The 19,952-nt window shown below is 71.2% G+C and carries 9 protein-coding genes and 2 pseudogenes; 7 read left to right on the top strand and 4 right to left on the bottom strand.

Annotated features, from left to right (window positions below; translation table 11 throughout):
- The first annotated feature begins 553 nt into the window (after window positions 1-553).
- From OG956_RS06790 to OG956_RS06770, 5 genes and pseudogenes are all read left to right on the top strand, one after another.
- Entirely contained in the window at window positions 554-1,603 is a 1,050-nt protein-coding gene (locus tag OG956_RS06790) for a diacylglycerol/lipid kinase family protein (RefSeq protein WP_330337027.1), read from the top strand.
- 200 nt (window positions 1,604-1,803) lie between these two features.
- The gene (locus tag OG956_RS06785) at window positions 1,804-4,266 is read left to right on the top strand and encodes a SpoIIE family protein phosphatase (RefSeq protein WP_330337026.1); all 2,463 of its coding nucleotides are present in this window, start codon (window positions 1,804-1,806) and stop codon (window positions 4,264-4,266) included.
- A gap of 67 nt (window positions 4,267-4,333) precedes the next feature.
- On the top strand, window positions 4,334-6,772 hold the full coding sequence (locus OG956_RS06780) for an ATP-binding SpoIIE family protein phosphatase (protein ID WP_330337025.1): 2,439 nt from the start codon (window positions 4,334-4,336) through the stop codon (window positions 6,770-6,772).
- 228 nt (window positions 6,773-7,000) lie between these two features.
- A pseudogene (locus tag OG956_RS06775) lies at window positions 7,001-7,251 on the top strand (L-tyrosine/L-tryptophan isonitrile synthase family protein); the annotation flags it as partial.
- Window positions 7,252-7,564: 313 nt separating this feature from the next.
- Window positions 7,565-11,866 carry a CHAT domain-containing protein gene (locus OG956_RS06770; RefSeq protein ID WP_330337024.1) on the top strand — a complete coding sequence of 1,434 codons (4,302 nt, stop codon included), beginning with the start codon at window positions 7,565-7,567 and terminating at the stop codon, window positions 11,864-11,866.
- Between the two features lie 24 nt (window positions 11,867-11,890).
- Here the strand turns inward: OG956_RS06770 and OG956_RS06765 are convergent, their stop codons facing one another.
- From OG956_RS06765 to OG956_RS06755, 3 genes are read right to left on the bottom strand one after another with little or no spacing between them, the layout of a single operon-like run.
- The gene (locus tag OG956_RS06765) at window positions 11,891-15,301 is read right to left on the bottom strand and encodes a CHAT domain-containing tetratricopeptide repeat protein (protein WP_330337023.1); all 3,411 of its coding nucleotides are present in this window, start codon (window positions 15,299-15,301) and stop codon (window positions 11,891-11,893) included.
- A gap of 22 nt (window positions 15,302-15,323) precedes the next feature.
- Complete coding sequence (locus OG956_RS06760) at window positions 15,324-16,265, bottom strand: hypothetical protein (protein ID WP_330337022.1); 942 nt, start codon at window positions 16,263-16,265, stop codon at window positions 15,324-15,326.
- A gap of 13 nt (window positions 16,266-16,278) precedes the next feature.
- Window positions 16,279-16,698 carry a hypothetical protein gene (locus OG956_RS06755; protein ID WP_330337021.1) on the bottom strand — a complete coding sequence of 140 codons (420 nt, stop codon included), beginning with the start codon at window positions 16,696-16,698 and terminating at the stop codon, window positions 16,279-16,281.
- A gap of 222 nt (window positions 16,699-16,920) precedes the next feature.
- Here OG956_RS06755 and OG956_RS06750 point away from each other — a divergent pair.
- A pseudogene (locus tag OG956_RS06750) lies at window positions 16,921-17,176 on the top strand (PhzF family phenazine biosynthesis protein); the annotation flags it as partial.
- A gap of 607 nt (window positions 17,177-17,783) precedes the next feature.
- A complete protein-coding gene (locus OG956_RS06745; protein ID WP_330337020.1) occupies window positions 17,784-18,575 on the top strand; it encodes a transposase in 792 nt (263 codons plus the stop codon).
- 738 nt (window positions 18,576-19,313) lie between these two features.
- On the opposite strand, the gene OG956_RS06740 is transcribed toward OG956_RS06745, so the two are convergent.
- Window positions 19,314-19,871 carry a DUF5994 family protein gene (locus tag OG956_RS06740; protein ID WP_330337019.1) on the bottom strand — a complete coding sequence of 186 codons (558 nt, stop codon included), beginning with the start codon at window positions 19,869-19,871 and terminating at the stop codon, window positions 19,314-19,316.
- Between the last annotated feature and the right edge of the window lie 81 nt (window positions 19,872-19,952).

Below are 19,952 nucleotides of genomic sequence, written 5' to 3'. Positions count from 1 at the left end.
CCCGGTGGGCGATGCTTCCCGGCACTGTCGCACTTGACCCCTTCCAACACGGGCTGCGGTGAGTCGCCACCGGCCACCAGGGACGGAGTCAGAGACAACCAATGGTGCTCGGCCGTCCGCAACGGATCACCCCGAGGCTGCCGCGTCCGTCACGTCCTGGGCGTTCCCGCCTTGTTCGGCTGGCGCTGGAGAAGGCCCCGGCCGGGCTCTCATCCGTACGCCGTGGATGAAAAGGGCACCACGGGTAACGAGATGCTGTTGGTGCGCCAGTCCGACCCCGGGCACGCAGGTTGGGGAGAAGGCGTCGGCTCGGCGGTGGTGAAGGCGTTCGGGGCACCGCCGATCCCAGGTGCGGATCACAGGCCGAGCTGCAAGCTGATGCCATAGGCCGTAACCGTCGAAGGAGTGTCATGGTGGCGGTGGCCGCAGGTGCAATCGCCGGACCGCCGGCCCGGTGGGGGAGGGAGCCGTCAGCCGCGGGCGTGTTCGCGGCAGTCGTGCTGTCGCCAGTGAGGTGCGCGCGGCTGATGCATGCGACTTTCGGGTACGCGCCGTGAGCGAGAACGCGGCGCGGCCGACGACCGGCGCGCGGCGGCCCTGGCTGATCGTGAATCCGCGTTCGGGTGGAGGGAAGGCGAGCCGGTTCCGGATCGCGGAACGCGCCTGCGCGTTCGGAGCCCAGGTGTTCCTGATCGATCCTTCCCTGCCCCAGGACGTGGCGACCGTCGCCCGACGCGCGGTGGACGACGGTGCGGATCTGCTGGGCGTGGCCGGCGGAGACGGTACACAGGCGCTTGTCGCCGAGGTGGCCGCGGAGAGCGGCCTGCCCTTCGTGGTCATTCCGGCGGGTACCCGCAACCACTTCGCCATGGATCTCGGCCTGGACCGTGAGGACCCTTCGGCCGCGCTGGAGGCCCTCAGGGACGGCGTCGAGCTGCGCGTGGGTCTGGGATACGCGGGCGAGCGGGCGTTCGTCAACAACGTCTCGTTCGGTGCTTGTGCCGCCCTTGTGCAGGACCCGGCTTATCGGGACGACAAGCTTGGCACGGCAGTGCGCATCCTTCCGGAATTGCCGGCCCGGCACGAGGGCCCGGAGCTGGTGGTCCGCACCGGGCTGCTCACCGTTGACGGGCCGGATGCCGTGCTGGTGAGCAGCAATCCCTACCAGTTCGACGACCCGGCCGGACTCGGCAGGCGTGCGCACCTGGACTCCGGCCTGCTGGGAGTGCTGACCGCCAGGGCAGAGACGCCCGCCGAGACGGCCGCGAGGCTGCGCGGTGGACAACCGCACAACCTCGCCGGTCTTGCCACGCCCGACGACGTCGTCGTCTACGCCGCCGCCCCGGCCCCCCCGCCGGGCTGGACGGCGAAGCCGTCAGACTGCCGACTCCCGTGCGGTGTCAAATCAGCCCTCGAGCACTCCGGGTATGGATTCCCCGGCATCGTCCCGGCGCCCAGCCTGCCGAGCGATCGCCGGGGTGGGCCGCCATCCGGCGGGTGGTCTGAACCTCGGGGAGCCGCTCCCGCTCACCGCGCATGCTCGGCGGAAGCCGCTACCCGTCCGTTCACCTGCGAAGCCGTGACCTGGAGCGGCAGTATCTGACCTTTCGATCACCTATGAGGGTCTTGACGTACAAGCCATTACATCTGATGATTTCATCAGAAAAGGGCAAATTGCTCTGATCTGACACATACCGCACCGTGTGCCGCTCACCGGGACATCGCTGTTCACCACCGCTGCACACAGGGCCGGCAGGCCACAGGCCGACGCTCCTACTTCCGCACCGATGAGATGGACCGCGAATGACCAACATTGACCACACCCTCCTCGCCGAGCCGGTGAGCCTTCCTGAGGTGCCCGATGCCGCGATAGCGATGATCGATGCCGAGGGCATCGTCGTGGGGTGGACGCACGCCGCTCAGCAGCTCGTCGGCTACTCGGCCGGTGAGGTGGTGGGCCGGTCCGCCGCACACGTGCTGCCGCCTCCCGAGGACACCCGGAGGGCGTTGGCGTTCGCCGAGCAGTGCCGTGCGCGGGGCGGCTGGTCCGGCACCGTCGCGATAGGCCACCGCGACGGCCACACGCTCAGGATGACGCTGCGGGTCTCGCTGCTACGGGGACAGGGCGACGACACCCGGTGGCTGGCGTCCGTGACGGACATAGGTTCCCTGTCCTCGGGGGCGACCGGGGGACCGGTGCGGGAGTCGCTCCTTGCCCGAGCCCCGATCGGCATCGTCGTCTATGACGCGCAGCTGCGCTGTGTCTGGGCGAACGACGCCATGGAGCGGCACGACGGCGTGCCTCGTCACCGGCGCTTCGGGCGCGGCCTGAAGGACTCCCTGCCCGCCGTCGAGGCCGAAGCGCTCAAGGTCGTGATGCGACAGGTGCTGGAGAGCGGCACGACGACGGTGCACGAGTACCGTGCGTGGCCGCCTGCGGACCGGCGCCGTGAGCATGCGTTCTCGGCTTCCTTCTTCTGCCTCCAGGGCGCGGACGGCACCCCGTTTGGCGTGTGCTCCATGACCGTGGACGTCACCGGAAACAAGCGGGCACGCGAGCGCCTCGCCATCCTCAGCGAGGCCAGCACGCACATCGGCAGCACCCTCGACGTGATGCAGACCGCCCAGGAACTGGCAGAGCTCACCGTGCCCCTGCTGGCCGACCACGCCGTCGTCGACCTGGTGGAGTCGGTTCCGTTCGGACTCGAGCCCGCCGCACGGATCAGCACGACGAGCGGACGCCGCCCTGTGTTGCGCCGTGCCGGGGTGGCCTCCGTCGACCAGGGTGTCCTGGAGATGCCAGCGGTGCGTGAAGAGGTGATCCACGTCCCCCCGACCTCGTCGTTCGCCGCCGTCCTGCGCACGGGCAGATCTCACCTGGAACCGGTGCTGGACACTCATGCCGGCCCCTGGGTCGACCACGATCCGACGCGTGCGCAGAAGGTACGCGACAGCGGCGTCCACTCTTTGATGGTCGTACCCATCCGCGCGCGGCGCTGCGTGCTGGGCCTGGCGCTGTTCGGCCGTTCCACGGAACAGACGCCGTTCCAGGAGGACGACCTGCTCCTCGCCGAGGAGCTGGTCACCCGGGCCGCGCTCTGTTTGGACAACGCGCTCCAGTACGCGCGCGAGCGCACCGCCGCTCTCACGCTGCAACGCGACCTGCTCCCTCACCGGGTGCAGGGCGGCGCCGCCGTCGAGGTCGCCTCGCGCTATGTGCCCGCCGACATGGACCACGGTGTGGGGGGCGACTGGTTCGACGTGATCGAGCTGTCCGGCGCACGGGTGGCCCTGGTCGTCGGCGATGTGGTGGGACACGGCATCAACGCCGCGGCGACCATGGGCAGGCTGCGCACCGCCGTACGCACGCTCGCGGCCCTCGACCTGCCCCCGGACGAACTGCTGACGCACCTCGACGACACGGTCCGGCGACTGAACGACGAGGACGCCGACGACACCGACCGGGTTCCAGCGGTCGTCGGTGCCACCTGTCTGTACGCCGTCTACGACCCGGTCTCCCGACGGTGCACGCTGGCACGGGCCGGGCATCCGCCGCCCCTGGTCGTCGACGCGCAGGGCGGGGTCACCGTCCCCGACCTGCCGGCCGGAGCCCCGCTGGGCCTCGGTCTCGGCCTGGTGCCTTTCGAGTCCGTGGAACTGGAACTGCCGGAAGGAAGCGTGCTCGCCCTCTACTCCGACGGCCTGGTGGAGTCCCGCGGCGAGGACATCGACGTCGGCCTGCGGCGTCTGGGCGCCGCCCTGGCACAGCCCGGTGCCGCCCTGGAGGACCTGTGCTCGCGGGCGATGGAGAACGTGTCGGCGCAGGCACCGGCCGACGACGTCACCCTGCTCCTTGCGCGGACGCGCGCCCTGCCACCCGCCCAAGTCGCGTCCTGGGATCTGCCGAACGAACTCGTCACCGTCCCGACGGCCCGGCGTCTGGCCGCCCGTCAGCTCCGTGAATGGGGTCTGGAGCCGCTGGTGACGGCCGTGGAGTCGCTCGTCAGTGAACTGGTCACCAATGCGATCCGCCACGGCGACGGCCCGGTCCGCCTACGGCTCATCCAGCACCGGGTGCTTACCTGCGAAGTCTCCGACACCAACACCGGTCGGCCACGCTCCCGCCATCCCGGCAATCTCGACGAGCACGGCCGCGGCCTTCACCTGGTCGGCCGGCTGTCGCGCAGGTGCGGTTCCCGCTCCGTAACAGACGGCAAGGTCGTCTGGGCCGAACAGGACCTGCCGTCCCCAACAGGCGCCCGCTGAGCGCCGACAGCCGCCACAGGATCCCCATCTGCCGTAGTCGCGGAACCTCGTAATGAAAGCCAGAGACATGGACCCATCGGATGTTGAAAACGCCGACCCGGCAGGCGCCTTTCGAGGTGCGACGAGCGTCTCCGGCGCCGGCCCCGGCGGCCGGCCGCCCGCCTTCGACGGTCTGGCCGCGGCCGTGCTCGACGATCGGGGCACGGTGGTGGGGTGGACCGGCACAGCACAGGACCTGACCGGGTTCTGCGCCGACGAGGTCCACGGCCGCCCCGTGCGGGAGCTCGTGGCCGACCTCCCGCACGGGGCGCACAGGGCCGCACACGTGCCGGCGACCGGCCGGGTACGACTGCGTCACCAGTGCGGCAACACGATCGACGTCACATTCCGGACCACACGGGTGAGCGGCTCGGCGGACTTCCTCGTGCTCGCAGCCCCCACTCCTCACGTCGCCGGCCACCGGCACGGCGCAGCCCTCCTGCGCGCACTGTCCGCACAGAACCGGATCACGATCGCCCTGCACGACACGGATCTCACCACCGTGCAGACGAACGCCATGCCGGACACTCCCGACGGCCGTCCCATACAGCCCGGCGCCCGACTGAGCGACGTGCTGTGCGCCGGGGACGCCGAGACCATCGAGGCGGTACTGCGGCAGGTGCTCGAGACGGGCGTCCCGGTGATCCACAGGAACCAGCGAGTGAGCTGGCGACACCGTCCGTGGCGGCGGCACGCGCTGTCGCTGTCCGCCTTCCGGCTGGAGGACGCGCGAGGACACCCCACAGGAGTCGCAGCCCTGTACATAGACGACACCGACCAACTGCGTGCCCGCCGACAGCTGGATCTTGCCCACGCGGTCGCCGAGCGGGTGGGGGGCTCCCTGGATGCCGTGCGGACCGCCCAGGATCTCGCGGACGCCCTTGTACCCACCTTCGGTGATCTCGCGGCAGTCGACCTTGCGGAAGCCGTCTTCGACGGTGACGAACCCGCCGAGCGGCTGGGCGGAGGAGATCCGCATCGACGCAACGCGGCCCTGGCGCCGGCCACCGCGGACTGGCCGCCCGGCATCCAGCGCGGCAACCTCGTCCCGTCCCTGTCCGACCACCCCCTCCTGCGCCGCTTCCAGCACGGCGAGACGGTCGTCTACGACCGGGACGACTACATCGCCCTGATCGGCGGCCCACATCCGGCCGAGCAGTTCCTCCCGCACGACGTCCAGGCGGTGATGGTGGCACCGCTGCACGCCCGCGGCCTCACCCTCGGAGCGATCGTGGTCTGGCGCACCGGTCCGTCCGAACCGTTCACCGAGGACGAGGTGGATCTCATGAGGCAGATCGCCTCACGGGGAGCACTCGCCATCGACAACGCCCGCCGCTACACGCGCGAGCACAGAGCGGCCATGGCCCTGCAGCAAAGACTCCTTCCCCCGGCCACGACCGACACTCCGGCAGCCGAGACCGCCGGCGTCTACCTGCCCACAGACCGTGGGGGCGGCACCAGCGGCGACTGGTACGACGCCATACCCCTGCCCGCTCTCCGGCTGGCCCTCGTCGCTGGAGACGTGATCGGCCGCGGCATACCCGCCAGTGCCACCATGGGCCGTCTGCGCGCTGCCATCCAGACCCTCGCCGACCTCGAACTGGAGCCGGACGAGTTGCTCACGCGCCTCGCTGACCTGGTCCAGCGCCTCGCGGCGGAAGCACCCCCTGGCGACCATGACGCCATGGGCGCCACCTGTCTGTACGCGGTCTACGACCCGGTCACCCGACGCTGCGCCATGGCCAGTGCCGGGCACCCGCCGCCCGTGCTCGTGCGGCCCGACGGGAGTGCCGAAGCCGTCGACATACTCCCGGGGCCGCCCCTCGCCGTCTGCGGCATGCCGTACGAGACAACCACGATCGACGTCGAGCCGGGCAGCGTCCTCGCGCTCTACACCGACGGCCTGGTCCAGCAAGCCACACACGACGTCTGCGACGGGCTCCAGCGGCTGACCGGTGCCCTCGCCACCTCCTGCCGCCCGGACCGCGCGCTGGAGGAGACCGGCAGGACCCTCCTCGACAATCTGGTGGACGAAGCACCACGTGACGACGCGACCCTGCTGCTGGCACGCACCCGCGCCGTACCCGCCAACGACACCGCTCGCTGGCGGATACCGGCTGATCCGGCTGCCGTCTCGGACGCCCGGGAATGGGCGACCCGCCAGCTCACCGCATGGGGGTTGGACGACCTCCTCTTCCCCACCGAGCTCATCGTCAGCGAACTGGTCACCAACGCGATCCGCTACGGTCGTCCGCCGGCGGAGCTGCGACTGATCCGGCACCACGTTCTGGTCTGCGAGGTCACCGACTCCAACACCGCCCAACCCCGTCTGCGCCGCGCTCGCACCACCGACGAGGGTGGACGCGGACTGTTCCTCGTCGCCCAACTCGCCGAGCGCTGGGGCTGCCGCCACGGCCAGAACCACAAGACCATCTGGTCCGAACAGCCGATCACGCGCGCCCACTGATCACGCCCTGTGGCCATCTTTAGTAGGTGGGGCCGTAGGGGCTCCAGTGCCCGAGGAAGGGTTTCAGGTCGCGCCGGCGGCAGCGTCAGCCGCTCCACGAACGGCACGAGCTGGCAGAACCTGGTGATCGCGGTCAGCAACGACGGCCAGGGCTACGACAAGGAGTGGATCGTCTGCGACAACTCCGCCACCAGCCCGTACTACGGCACCTGCTACGTCGAGGTGGACGTAAGCCGCGCCTGGGGCGCCCTGATCGCCGAACACCACCCCCGCGCGGTACGCCTCTCCATCCATCCACAGCCCGTCGGCGCCCCGAAATTCGGCATCCGCCTCCTCGACGCCCCGACGCCTGGACAACCCCCTGGCACTCCGCCGCCTTGCGCCGTAGCGACGGCAGGTGGACTCTCATGCCCAGAGCCGAAGCCGCCCGGATGGGTCGACTGGTGCGGCAAGGCGGCAGAGACAGTCACTTCGACCAGAACCGGGCAGCCGCACCGGGGGACGTTGGGGGTGCGCGGTCGCCTGGTGGTGGCGGCCCCGTGCCGTACCGCGCTGCGGGCGAGCCACTCGGACCAGGTGAGATTTCGTAGCCGTAGCGGGCGCTCGGCCCGTGCCGTCAGGCCGTGCTGGTGCCGCGCTGGTTACGCGAACGCGGCTGCGTGCACTGCCTGATCCGGAACACCGGCATCTTTCAGACCACCGGCTACCGCTACCTGCAGGGAGCGTCGGCCTCCGGACGTCGAGCAACGCAAAGTCCCGGACACTCCGCGACTGCGCCTGTACGCTGAGTTGGTGCCACTTCGCCACAGTTCCGAGGCCGCTCACAGCGGGAAACCGGTCGATTCGGCCTGGGACGAGTTGGGCGACGCGATACGGAAGCTGACGTTCGCCCGAGGCTGGGACGACGTCCGGCGCGCGTTCGACCAGCACCCCGAACTGCTGAGTGACACCGGTGTGGAACTCCTCGAGTATCTGGCCGAAGGGCTGCGGAAGGAGGGAAACCCCGCCGGGACGCGCCTCTACGGCCAGTACCTCGACCTCTTGGTGCTGGCCCGCCACACCGGCGTCGAGGCCGCGATCGCCGAGATGAGTGGCGACGACCTCCCCGCCGAACTGCGGTCTGCCCTTGCCCCTTTGTCCCAGGCGCCCACGGCCGCCGACGACCCGCCCGGGCATATCGCGCGCATCCGGCATGCCCTGGAGTCGGCCTCGCCGGACAGCGCGCCGAAGGTCTGGCGCTCGCTGCAGGCGATGCTCGGTGACGCCCTGCTCGACGACCGCACGGGCGATCGCGCCCAGAACGTCGAGGACGCGCTCGCGGCGCTCCAGGCGTCCCTGTCCCGGCAGTCGAGGACCGCCCGGCCGATCCTGTGGGCCATCACGATGAACGACATGGCGAGGGCGCACATGGAGCGGGTGCGGGGTAACGCGGAGGAGAACGCCTCGCACGCGCGCGCCACCTTCCGGCAGGCCCTCGACATCTTCACCGGTAACCCGAGGCCACGGATCATCGCGGTCGACACGGAGCGAACCCTCCTGCTGCTGGCGACCGGCACGGACGCCGAGCTGCGCCGAGCGATCGACATCCTCCGCCGCCTGCTCAACCACCTGCACGGCATCTTCCCGGTCGACAGCGTGGTCGATCTTCCCCGGCTGGCGCGATGCGTCCGAGAGGTACGTCTGTCGCAGGCCGACGAGGACGACGCGGACGATGCGGGCCACGCGGACCATGAGGGCCACGAGCACGACGAGCACGACGAGCACCTCGTGGTGGACGTGCCGAACGGTTCTATGCGGTTCGATCCGGCGCGGGAGCGCGTGGCCGTCGGCGTGTGGCTGCTGGCCGAGTACGGGCGGACCGGCCACGGCGACACTCTCCGGCTCGCGCTGCGCCATGCCGAGGAGACGGCACGGTCCACCGACGCGTCCTCGACATGGCGGGGAGAGGTCCTCGCCCTGCTCGGCAACGCCTTGTGGAGCTACCACGACCGGGTCCGGGATCCGCGGGCCCGCGCCCAGGCCATGGACGCGCACCGGCAGGCCGCGGCCGTGTTGCCGCCCGACTCCCCTCTTGTCGCCGACTGTCTGACCACGCTCGCCGAGGGCCTCTACCAGCAACACGTGGAGAGCGGTGACCGGGAAGACCTGGACGAGGCGATCGCACTGGCCGACCGGGCCACCGCCCTCCTCCCGCCCGACTCACCACTACGCCCGGGGTTCCTCCTGCGGCTGAGCAACTACCGGCGGGCCCGGCACTTCGCCGACGGCGACCTGCGTGACCTGGAGGCCGGCCTGGCGGCACTGCGGTCGGCCGAGGAGCTGACACCGCCCGACGCCGCCGGCCGGCTCACGGTGCTGTGCAAACTGTCCGCGGCGCTGACCGTACGGTACGAGCGACTGGGCGACCTCGCCGACCTGGACGACGCCATCGCCCGTGGCCGCGAGGCGCTCGGCCACACGCCGGAACCGTCCCCCGTCCGCGCCGCTGTGCTCGGAGAGCTGTCCTCCGCGTTGCAGGGCCGTTACGAGGCCACCAGTCGGCCGGCCGACCTCGACCACGCCATCGAGGCCGCCCGCGAGGCCCTGACCCTCACCCCCGCCACGGTCCCGGAGCGCGCGCGGTCCCTGTTTCGGCTGGGCCACGCACTGAACGCCCGCTACGACCTGGCACAACGGCCTGACGACCTCACCGAGAGCGTCACGCTCATCGAGCAGGCCGTGGCGCTCTCCCCGCCCGGGACGGACTTCCGGGATGCGGCGTTGGGCGCGCTCAGCATGGTCATGCGCGACCGCTACTTCCGCGACGGCGACCTCGCCGATCTCGCCCGGTCCGTCGAAGTGGCCCGCGCCGCACTAGCCCTCTCACCACCCGGCACTCCCGGCCGATGGCTGCACCTGACGGGCCTCGGTGTCGCGCTGCGCCAGCAGTACACCCGTAGCGGCGCGCTGTCCGACCTGGACGAGGCGATCGCGCAGTGGCGGGAGGCACTCGAGGACGACTCCCCTGACGAGGCTCTCCCAGTGGCTCTCAGCGGTCTCGCCGTCGCCCTCTTCGACCGTCATCGGCACACCGGTGACCGGGCACACCTCCAGGAAGCGATCGGGCTGGCCCGCAAGGGACTGGACTTCGTCCCACCGTCGTCGGCGTCCTATCCCAACGCCACCCACCTCCTGGCTCGCGCGTTGCGGGACAGCTTCCTGAGCGCGGGCGACCCCGCAGATCTCGACGAGGCCGCGACACTGTTGCGCGGTGGCATCGAGGCGGACCAGGGCAGCGTGCACGGCCGGATGTTCCTGCCCAGCAGTCTGGCGCGTGTGCTGACCTGCCGGTACGAGGTCGACGTGGTGGGCCACGCGGCCGACCGGGACGAGGCGCGAGCGCTGTTCCGCCGGGCCGTGACCGCCGGGCTGGTCATGTGTCCGGACCTCGCCCGCGCCGACAGCATGGCGTGGGGCAGGTGGGCCGCCCGGCGGGAAGCCTGGAGCGAGGCGGCGGAAGCGTACGGCTACGGCCTGCGGGCGATGGAGCAGTTGTTCCGGGCGCAGCTCACCCGCGCGACGAAGGAGTCGCGGCTGCGTGATGCGCAGGGACTAGCGGTGGCCGCCGCCCATGCGCTGGCAAGGACCGGTGACGCGACCGGGGCGGCGGTGGCGCTCGAACGCGGCCGGGCCCTGCTCCTCTCCGAGGCGCTCGAACGTGGCCGGGTCGGGCTGGAACAGCTCAGCGCCACCGGTCACGCGGACCTCGTCGAACGCTACCGGCGTGGCAGTGCGGCCCTGGCGGCACTGGAGCGCCAGACGCTCGCCTCGGCAGACGGGTCAGGCCCGGCGCCGGCGCACCACGTACCGGCTCATGATCCCGAAGTCACCGACGCATTGCGCGCCGCCCGAGCCGAACTGGAGGCCGCCATCACCGCCATCCGGCGGGTCGACGGCTACGAAAGGTTCCTCGACCCGCCGCGCTTCGACGACATTCGGGCGGCCGCGACGACCCCGCTCGTCTACCTGGCGGCGGCGGAACGGACCGGATTCGCCCTGCTCGTCACCGGCGACCACGTCGAGGTGCGCTGGTTGCCGTCGCTGACCGAGGAGTCACTGCGCGCCCGGGTGGAGTCGTATCTGAGGGCGTACGGTGCGCGAGCGAGCGATCCCATCGCTTGGGAGAACCGTCTGGACGAGGTCACGCGATGGCTCTGGGACGCCGTCATGGAGCCCGTCGTCGCGACCCTGGCGCCCGCCGGCCGGGCGGTGCTGGTGCCCGCGGGCCTGCTCGGCCTGGTCCCGCTGCACGCCGCCTGGCGCGAGGACGCGTCGGCGCCGACCGGGCGCCGGTACGCACTCGACGATCTGCTGCTGACCTGCGTACCCAACGCGCGCGCCCGCGTCGCCGCTGCGGAGCGGGCCGCCACCGTCAGCCAGGAGGGGCTGCTGGCGGTGGAGGACCCCCATCCGGTGTCCGCGCGGCCGCTGCTGGCTGCCGGCCCTGAAGTGCGGGAGGCTCTCGGCCACTTCACCCGCACGTGCAGTCTCGGCGGTGACCGGGCCACCCTGACGGCCGTCCGGGACGCGCTCGGCGACTACCCTGTACTCCACTTCGCCTGCCATGGTTTCGCCAAGGTCGACCAGCCCTTGGCCAGCGGGCTCCTGCTCGCCGGCGACGAGCCGCTGACCCTTCGCGACCTGCTGAGGGGCAGCCCGCTCGACGCCCGGCTGGCCGTCTTGTCGGCCTGCGAGACCGCTGTGCCCGGCGTCGATCTGCCCGACGAGGTCGTGAGCCTGCCCACCGGGCTGCTCCAGGCCGGTGCGGCGGGTGTCGTCGGATCGCTGTGGGCCGTCTCCGACCTGAGCACGATGGTGCTGATGGCCCGCTTCTACGCCTTGTGGCGCTCGGACGGGCTGGATCCGCCGGAAGCACTGCGACGGGCGCAGCAATGGGTCCGCGACACGCCGAACGGCGTGAAGCGCGACATGTGCCCCGGCATCGGGGAACTGAGCGGCGACCATGTGCCGGCCGGAGCCAAGCCCCTGTGGGAGCGGGCGCGGGCGCACCGTTCGCCGTCCTGCTGGGCCGCGTTCGTGTACGTGGGCGAGTGAGCCGTGGCGCGGGGCGCCCGCCGTTCACATGCCGGTGTAGGTGAACGCGGCCCAGTGGGCGGGGCCGGTGTGGGGCCGGGCCTTCTGCCAGAAGCGGCGGTGCAGTGCGGGCATCCCCGGCCTGGTCACCTCCGGAATGTCCGGGAAGCGGTGCGCCTTGTCGCCGTTCGTGCTGTCGCGCACCCAGATCTGGGCCCGGCGCAGTGCCTGCGCGGGCTCCAGTCCCTCCTGCCGCCAGCTCTGGTAGAAGCGGGAGACGAGGAGGGTGGTGGTGATATCGGGTACACGCCACAGGCTGCCGACCACCCCCGCTGCGCCGGCCTCGCTCAGGCCGGTCGGCAGTCCCACGGCCTCGTCAGGCAGGACGGTGCCCGACAGCGCGCTCTCGCACGCGGACAGCACGGCGACCCTCACCGACGTGAGGCGCTGTTCCAGCACGTCACGCAGGGTCAGTTCGCCCTGTGCCAGGAGCAGTGCACTGTCGAGCGGATGATCGAGGTGGGCGAGGCCGTGGCAGGCGAAGTGCAGGACGTGATGCTCCGTCATCGCGGCCAGGACGTCGGGTAAGGAGCAGTCGGGGCCGGTCAGTCGCCGGTGGTGGCGGAAGCAGCCGAGGGCCGCGTTCACCTCATGGCTGATCGCAGGCAGATCCGCGGTCGACTGGGACCCGACGGCGTCGACCATCAGCAAGCTCGTCGGATCGGCCTCGGCGGCGAGTCGGCGGGCCACGTCGAGGGCTCGCGCGTTGGGCGCGTAGGTGAGGAGCATCTGATCCACGGCGTACCAGCGGCCGCTCGCCGTGGACGCGGGCCGCCAGGCGGCGTGCAGCGGCAGCAGGTTCAGTTCGCCGGCGGCCACGAGAACGGCGTGCTCGTACCCGTCGAGCGCCGTCAGCACGGGTGCCATGGCCGCGTCCCAGAGCCATCGCGTGACGTCGTCCAGGCAGGTCTCCCACACGGCGGCCGACGCCGAGCGCGTGGCCTGGGCGGCCAGGAAGTCGCTGGCCCTGGACGCGACGGCGGCCTCCGTGAGCGCAGGCAGTGGGACCGTGCGGAGATCATCGCCGATGATGACGGCTTGACCGCCGACCGGAGCGGTCACCAGGTAGACCACGGCCGGACCGTCCGGGGGCCGGGCCGGACTATGGGAGTCCGTATTCCGCAGAAAACCGGAGAAGCCGCCGGTCGCACGGATCGCGGTGATCGCCTGGTCCAGTTCCTTCCGCGCCGCGTCATGGGCGTCCCGTCTGCGAGGTGCTGCCGGCCCGGTGAACGGGTGGCGCGAGTCGCCGGGAGCGGCTCGTTCGAGGGCGGTGACGCGTTGCGCGGCCAACTGGTAGCGGTCGGCGAGGTCTTCGTGTCCCTGGGCGCGCAGACGGGACAGGTCGACGCGTTCGCGTTCCAGGACTTCGGAGAGGACCAGCGCCCGGCCGTGTTCGAAGCCGGCAGCGGCCTGGGGCACCCGCCCGGCACTGACCATGGCGAAGGCCGCTCGGGCCGGAAGCCGCCGTGCCTCGCGCAGCCAGGTCTCGCGCTGGGCCCGGGTGGTCTGCGCGCGCACCAGCTGGTGCATGGCCTTCAGCCCGATGGCGTACGCGCAGGCGGACTCGTCCCACGCCTCCCATTCGGCGGTCCAGTCCCCCAGGGTACGGGCGGCGAGCAGCGCGACCTGGGGGCTGTGGACGAGTCCGATCCGAGCGGCGCGGCGCAGCGCCTCCACGGCCCGGCGCAGGTCCCGGATGTGGGAGCCGCGGTCGTGGCGCAACCGGAGGCCGACCGCCAGGTTGTACGAGAGGGCGGCCAGCTCGGGGCTGCGCGGCCGGACCGCGGCGATCGCCCGTTCGTAGTGGTGACATGCGCGATCGAGGTCTGCCGGGTCCCGGCGCGTCTCGTAGCGGTCGAGCAGACCGGCGGCCAGGTTGCTTGCGTGGAGCCACCACTGCGGGGAGTGGTCCGGGGTGAGGTCGAACGCCTCCTGGGAACGAGCCACGATGGTGTCCAGCAGGTCCGGTCGGATGCGTTCCCCGTCGTGTGTGGTCGCCAGGCAGCCGGCGAGCGTTGCCAGGCGGCGGGCTCGTTCGGTGGCGTCGGCGCCGGTCATTCCCACCGCCTGCTCGGCGTGCCCGACGGCACGGCGCAGCTCCGTGGGGTCGCCGGTGCGCAGGAAGCGCTCCCGTCGGGCCGAGGCCAAAGTGTCCAGGTAGATGGCCCGCTCGGGTGCGGTGGCAGGGGTGGCCTCGACCGCCTGTTCGCCGACGTCGATCGCCAGGTCGAGGTCGTCGAGGTCGCCGCTGCGGGTGTGCCGGGCGAACAGGCAGCCCGCGTAGGTGTTGAGACACCCCGGCCGTTCGGCGGGGGTGAGTTCCCGGTGGGACAGCGCCTGCTCCACGGCGTCGACGGCGCGCTCCAGGTCGGCCGCGTCGGCACCGCTCTCGTACGCCTGGAGGCGGGCGTTGGCGAGGTTGGCCAGTGCACCGGGCCGTTGCGGGGCGTCCTCGTCGAAGGCGTCCACCACGCTCTCCAGGGCCGCCACCGCGCGGTCGAGGTCCTCGAACGCGCCGGCTGCCTCGTAACGGTTGAGCAGGCCGAGGCCAAGGTTGTTGACGAACTCGGCCCGCGCCGGATCGCCCTCGGGAACGAGGTCCACGGCCTGTTGCAGGGCATGCACCGCGGCGTCCGCGTCGGCAGCGGTCTGCTTGGCCTCGAACAGGGCGATCAGCACGTTTCCCAGCCCGGTGAACGCGCCGGCCCGGGTGAGGGCCTCGGCCGAGGGGGTCCGCGAGGCGGCGGTGAAGGCCTCGACCGCCTCCGCCAGGTCTTGGAGGTCGCCGTTCAGCTCGTAGCGGCGTGCCAGGGCCGCGCCCAGGTTGGTGCGGTAACCGGCGGCCTCCGCGGGATCGGCGGCCTCACGGACAGCCTGGCGCCACAGCGCCACCACCTCGTCGAGCGTGGGTCCGTCCGGCTCGGTGTCCGTCATCAGACGGGAGAACAGCAGACGGGCCAGTCCGTCCAGGGCAGCCGTGCGCGCCTGCGGGGAGACACGGTCGGCGTCGTACGGCACCAGCTCCAGGACGCGCCGCCATGCCTCCTCGGCAAGTGCCCGTTCGGTCCCGCTACCGCCGTCCTCAAAGGCGGCAGTGGCGGCGAGGGCGGTCTCCCAGGTGTCGGTGACTCCCGTGGGGTGTCCCCGGATTTCCCCGAAGGTCTCGGCCACGCCGACGACACGGCAGCGGTACAGCAGCCGCGCGTGGAAGGAGAGGACATCAGCGGTCTGCCGGTCCTGGGCGTCGACCGCCCGCTCCTCCCACTCCCGCAGCAGGTCCATGCTCGCGTGGTCGGTCAACTCGCCGTGGTGCCGTACCAGTTGCTCCGCCTCGTCGAGGGTGCCGGCGCCGATGAGGGCGGCGAGCCGGTCGGCCGGGCCGTTCTCCGTCATCCTTCGTCGGTCCTCCTGACCTTTAGGGTGTCGGCGGGTTCGGGGGCTCGGCACTGGTGAACGTCGGACTCGTCCCATCGAGTCCGCGCAGGAGGTACGTCGTGATCCTGCGCCCCGTGACGCGTTCCTCGGCGGGATTGGCCGGAAGCGGCCAGCGCAACTGGGCGTACAGCGCGCCCCGGTGCAGGTCGAAGGAGGCTTCCAGCAGGTCGGCGAAGACCTCGGCCCTGGCCGGAACCCATACGAACACCGCGGAGAGGGCGACGGCGAGCCCGGCGGGCAGGGCCCACGGTGTCCAGGGGGTGAAGCCGAGGAAGAGCAGTCCCCACACGCAGGCGCCGACCGAGGTGTCCAAGGACCGGCGAGCGGCGGTCAGTTCGGCCCGTACGGTGTCTGGGAGCAGCAGCCACAGACAGGGCCAGACCACCACCGCGTCCAGCCCGTACTTGTCGATGGGGCGGGTCTCCGCGGCCCGCAGAACGTTGCCGACCCGCGTGGGCAGCATGCGCGGCCCGGTGGGCAGGCGCCGCAGGCGTTTGTCGACGGACGTGTAGCGTTCGCGCTGTTCGGGAGTAGCGCTGCCATCGTGGATCGCCTCGGCGAGTGACTGGAACTCCTCCCCGGCAGCGCGCGCCCTGCGCGACGCCCGCCGGACCAGCCGTCGGCGGACCGGCCGCAGCGGCGCGGGCCAATAGCCCTCCAGCAGTGCGAGGACGGGTCCGGTCAACCGGTCGACGACGACTCCGCAGGCGCCGACGGCGCAGAGCAGCGCGAGCAGTACCACCGCCTGCCCACCGGCGGGTTGCCGTCCGAGCCAGTGTGCGGGTGCCTCCCACGCGTGGGGCCCGCCTCGGGCGCGTGTCCAGGCGAGCAGCCCACCCAGCCAGAACATCAGGGCGGGCAACGCGACCGTGGCCCAGCGCTCGGCGAGCTTGCCGCCCACCCCCGACCAGAACGTCCCCATGCTCAGTACGCCTTCAACTCGCGACCAGCCTGACACCCGGGTGATCGGGACACTCGGGTATCTCTTGCCCCACCGACGTGCGCCACCACGCGTAGGCGCCGTCCTCGGGACAGAGGTACCGCTGGGCGTCCACGGGATCGCCGCCGTGCGGATTGGCCAGCGGGGAATATCCCGTCTTGTCCCCCGAGCGCACGGCTCTGTGCTGCAGGTCCGGAGGCAGATGCCGCTCGTCCTCCAGCACGGACGCCGCCCATGCGAGCGTCGCCGGCGATTCGCCGAGCAGCTCCAGGACGGCCTCGCCGACGTCCACGCCGTCCCGTGCTCGGTCGAGCAGCGCGACGATCCGCAGGTCCCACCGCGGCGCGTCCTCTCCGACCAGGCCCGGAAGATACGGCCGGATGGCCCGGGCCACGTCGAGGACCACCTCATCCATCCCTGCCCCCGCTCTCCTCGTCATGCCTTCGTCGACAGGGGCTGCCAGAGGAGCGCCGGCATGTCGTACCGAACGCGACAATCCCGCCGGATCGGATGGGACGGGAAATCGGCGCCATGGGCTCCGCGTCAGTGACCGGACCGTGTTCGGCAAGCTGCGGCGGCTCCTGCGGTTCGGCTGCCCCGCGGAAATAGCCGCGCGCCGATCATGGTTGCTGCGAGCATGACGACGAATGCGCCCCAGCCCGGGGTGTTGCGATACACCGCCTTCTCCAGCGTCCCCGACGGCGGAAGTCCCGCCGGCGTCGTTCTGGACGCCGCAGCCCTGGACGACAGCGACATGCTGGCCATCGCCGCCGACCTCGGCTACTCGGAGTCCGCGTTCCTTACCGGGCCCGGGGAAGCTGGTGTTCGCCACGCGCGCCGGCACCGTGCCGGTGGAGGTGACCGAGGAGGGCGGGACGGTCAGGGCCACCCTCAGGCCCTCAAAATCTTTCAGGGGCAGCTCTGCGTCGCAAAGCGCCTCTCCAGCAGGCTTCTCGGCCGGGTCCTGCGCCGTAAGCGGGGTGCGGATGGGCTGAATTCAGTCCTCTTCCTGGGCGCGCCGGTAGAGCTTGTCCATGTCGTCGTCGACATAGGCGGCCTTCCACAGTCGTCATCCGAGGGGGTACGTGCCGTGCGGGGCCCGGGTTCCACCCACTGCAGCACCGAGAGCTGCCGCTCGTTGACCCGCCATTCCAATGGCCCGCCCTGGACTCGAAGTGACGTGCGACGGTGGCATGGTGCCAGTTCGGTTGGTAGGCGGCCGGTGCTTCGACTCACTTCGTCCGAACGAGCGAGCCGACGTGGCTGCAAGCCGGTTAGACGGAGAACAATGGGTGGGTGCTGTCCTACGGCGGGGTCTGACTCCTGAGATGCCTGACCGGAGTGTCCTGCTCACACTGTGTCGACCACCGGCCGGGGACGGTGCGTTGCTGGTCTCGGGCTGACCGGGCGTGTCTCGATAGGGGCTTGCCGGAAAGGCGTCCTCACGATTCTGACCGTCCGCACGGCCCGGTGCCGGCTAGCGATAAGCCGCCGGGTACGGTGCGCCGGGCCGGAGTAGAAGGTACCGGTTCCTTCGGTGCGGCCCTGTCCCGCTACCTGACCGCCGTCGGCGCGGCAAGTCGGACCCCGCTTGATGCCCAGAACGCGGCGCGGGCGGTGCTGAGGGGGCGGGCGTGCGCCCAGGCCAAGGCGGGCGACGGGCCGGTGGAGATCGCCCGGATGTACAAGCCGGCCAAGGACTCGGCGGTCAAGGCCCGCACCCAGGCGATCAACCAGCTCAAGGCCGTCCTCATCCGTGCACATCCGCAGCTGAGGGAGGAACTGGCCGGGCTGGGCAACGCAGAGCTCTTCCGCACCTGCGCAGGGCTCGCCGACAACAGCCTGAACGACGAGGCCGGCGAGGGATCGATGCTCCACGCCACCCACGTGACCCTGGGACTCCTGGCCCGGCGCATTGGACAGCTCAGCGAAGAGGTCCAGCACTTGAAAGGCCGCCTGACCCGGCTGGTGGAACACCACACTCCGCAGCTGCTCGAGGTAGTGGGCATCGGTCCGGACTCGGCCGTCAGCCCCGTCGAGCGTTCCTCGGGCAGTCGGCACTACCGGCGCATCAACCGGGGTGGCGACCGGCAAGCGAACGCGGCCCTGCACCGGATCGTGCAGACCCGCCTGCGCGTCGACCCGCGCACCCAGGACTACTGCGAACGCCGCAGCAAGGAGGGCAAGACCCGGCGCGACATAGTCCGAAGCCTCGAGCGCTACGCGGCCCGGGAGGTCTTTCACCTGGTCAGACCTGTGCAGTCGCAACCTGCGTTACAGGGGCAGTCGTGAGACGTGAGAGGGTCTGGGGCGTGAGTGAGACACCCCCGAACACCCTGCAATACCGCTTTGACGGGCCAGAAGACGCTCCGGTCCTGATCTTGGGTCCCTCACTGGGTACCACATGGCACAGGTTGTAGAGACCGTCCAGGGGCGTCTACGCCAGTCCAGCCCGGGCGTATGATAGCAGGTCAGGGCATCGCGGTTCGGGGAAGTCGACGTAGTTGGTGACAGACATGTGAGAGCGCCGGTGAGAGGTGCGTTCGAAGGCAAGCCCCTACAGGCGCGGCCGGCGGGGGCTTCCGGGCGGGTGTGCTGCAGCTCCGGCGGTGGCACGGTACCCCCCCGGGCTCTCCTCCACCGAGCACTTGACGCGAGGGCGTAGTGATGACACACGCCTGCGGTAGATGCGTCCCGCGTACCTCGGCGACCAGCAGGCCATGTCATTCGCTTTTGCAAAGTTGAATGCCTCCGGGAGGTCTTTGAGGGGATGCCTGCCGCCGCCTGGCCTAGGGGGTACCAGCTTCTCGCCGACGCGGATGCGAAGTGCCGGGCATGGCTGGTCGGGCTTCGGCCGGAGCGCGGGCCAGGGGCGCTACCGTCTGCCTGTCCAGCTCGCCGTGTGCGCGGACGATGGGTATTCCTCGAAGAGTGCGGGCGCTCCACCTCGCGCGGTCAACGGCTCGCGTAGGGATGGGCGGCACGGCGGGATGAGGGTGCCGGCCGTGGGCGCCCCAGGGCCGGCGTGCCTCATTCCGCCTCCCCTGTCGTGTCCCCGAGGCGATCGGTCTCGGAGAGGGCCAGCATGCGGGCCGCGGTGAGCGGGTTCTCGGGGTCGGCCGCGGCGGCCAGCAGCCGGGCGGCTGTTCCGGCCGGCTCATCCGGCGGGACGACCAGGAGCACCCAGCGTCCCACGGAGCCGCAGTCCAGGGAGATGACGTGCGTCTCGCCTCCGGGGCCGGCCGGCTCCACGGCGATCACCCGTCCGGGCGCCATGACGCTGCGCGGGGTGTCGGGCCATTCGGCGGGGTCCACGGTGACCCGTACCGTCATGTCCGGGTCCGGTTCCAAGGAGCCGGCGAGCGAGGGAAGTTCGAGCTCCAGTGCAGCGCAGCGCGGCCACCAGGTCCCGTCCAGCGGGCCGTGGCGGACGTCCGGGGTGAGGCCAGGCGAGGCGTGGGCATGCGATACGTGTGCGCATGGGCCGAGGAAGCGCCTTCGGCCGGTGTTCCGTCGGGTTCCCTCGTGCGGTTCCGTCCCGGGAGTCGTCGGACGACTGCCCGTTTCGTCGCTCGCCGGGAACGGCACCGCCGGTCGCGCTGCGCGAAAAGTTCTCGGTGCGGTCAGCTTACCTCTGGACGAGGAGAAGAGGACGGGCGAGAAGAGGAC

Source organism: Streptomyces sp. NBC_00557, assembly GCF_036345995.1.
Classification (GTDB): domain Bacteria; phylum Actinomycetota; class Actinomycetes; order Streptomycetales; family Streptomycetaceae; genus Streptomyces.
Note: the sequence above shows the minus strand (reverse complement) of the source record. Positions and strands in the feature narration are given on the sequence as shown.

Bases quoted from the DNA above. Each gene is read 5' to 3' on its own strand.
- OG956_RS06785 (WP_330337026.1), top strand. From the start codon at position 1,804: ATGACCAACATTGACCACACCCTCCTCGCCGAGCCGGTGAGCCTTCCT.
- OG956_RS06780 (WP_330337025.1), top strand. From the start codon at position 4,334: ATGGACCCATCGGATGTTGAAAACGCCGACCCGGCAGGCGCCTTTCGA.
- OG956_RS06765 (WP_330337023.1), bottom strand. From the start codon at position 15,301: ATGACGGAGAACGGCCCGGCCGACCGGCTCGCCGCCCTCATCGGCGCC.
- OG956_RS06760 (WP_330337022.1), bottom strand. From the start codon at position 16,265: ATGGGGACGTTCTGGTCGGGGGTGGGCGGCAAGCTCGCCGAGCGCTGG.
- OG956_RS06755 (WP_330337021.1), bottom strand. From the start codon at position 16,698: ATGGATGAGGTGGTCCTCGACGTGGCCCGGGCCATCCGGCCGTATCTT.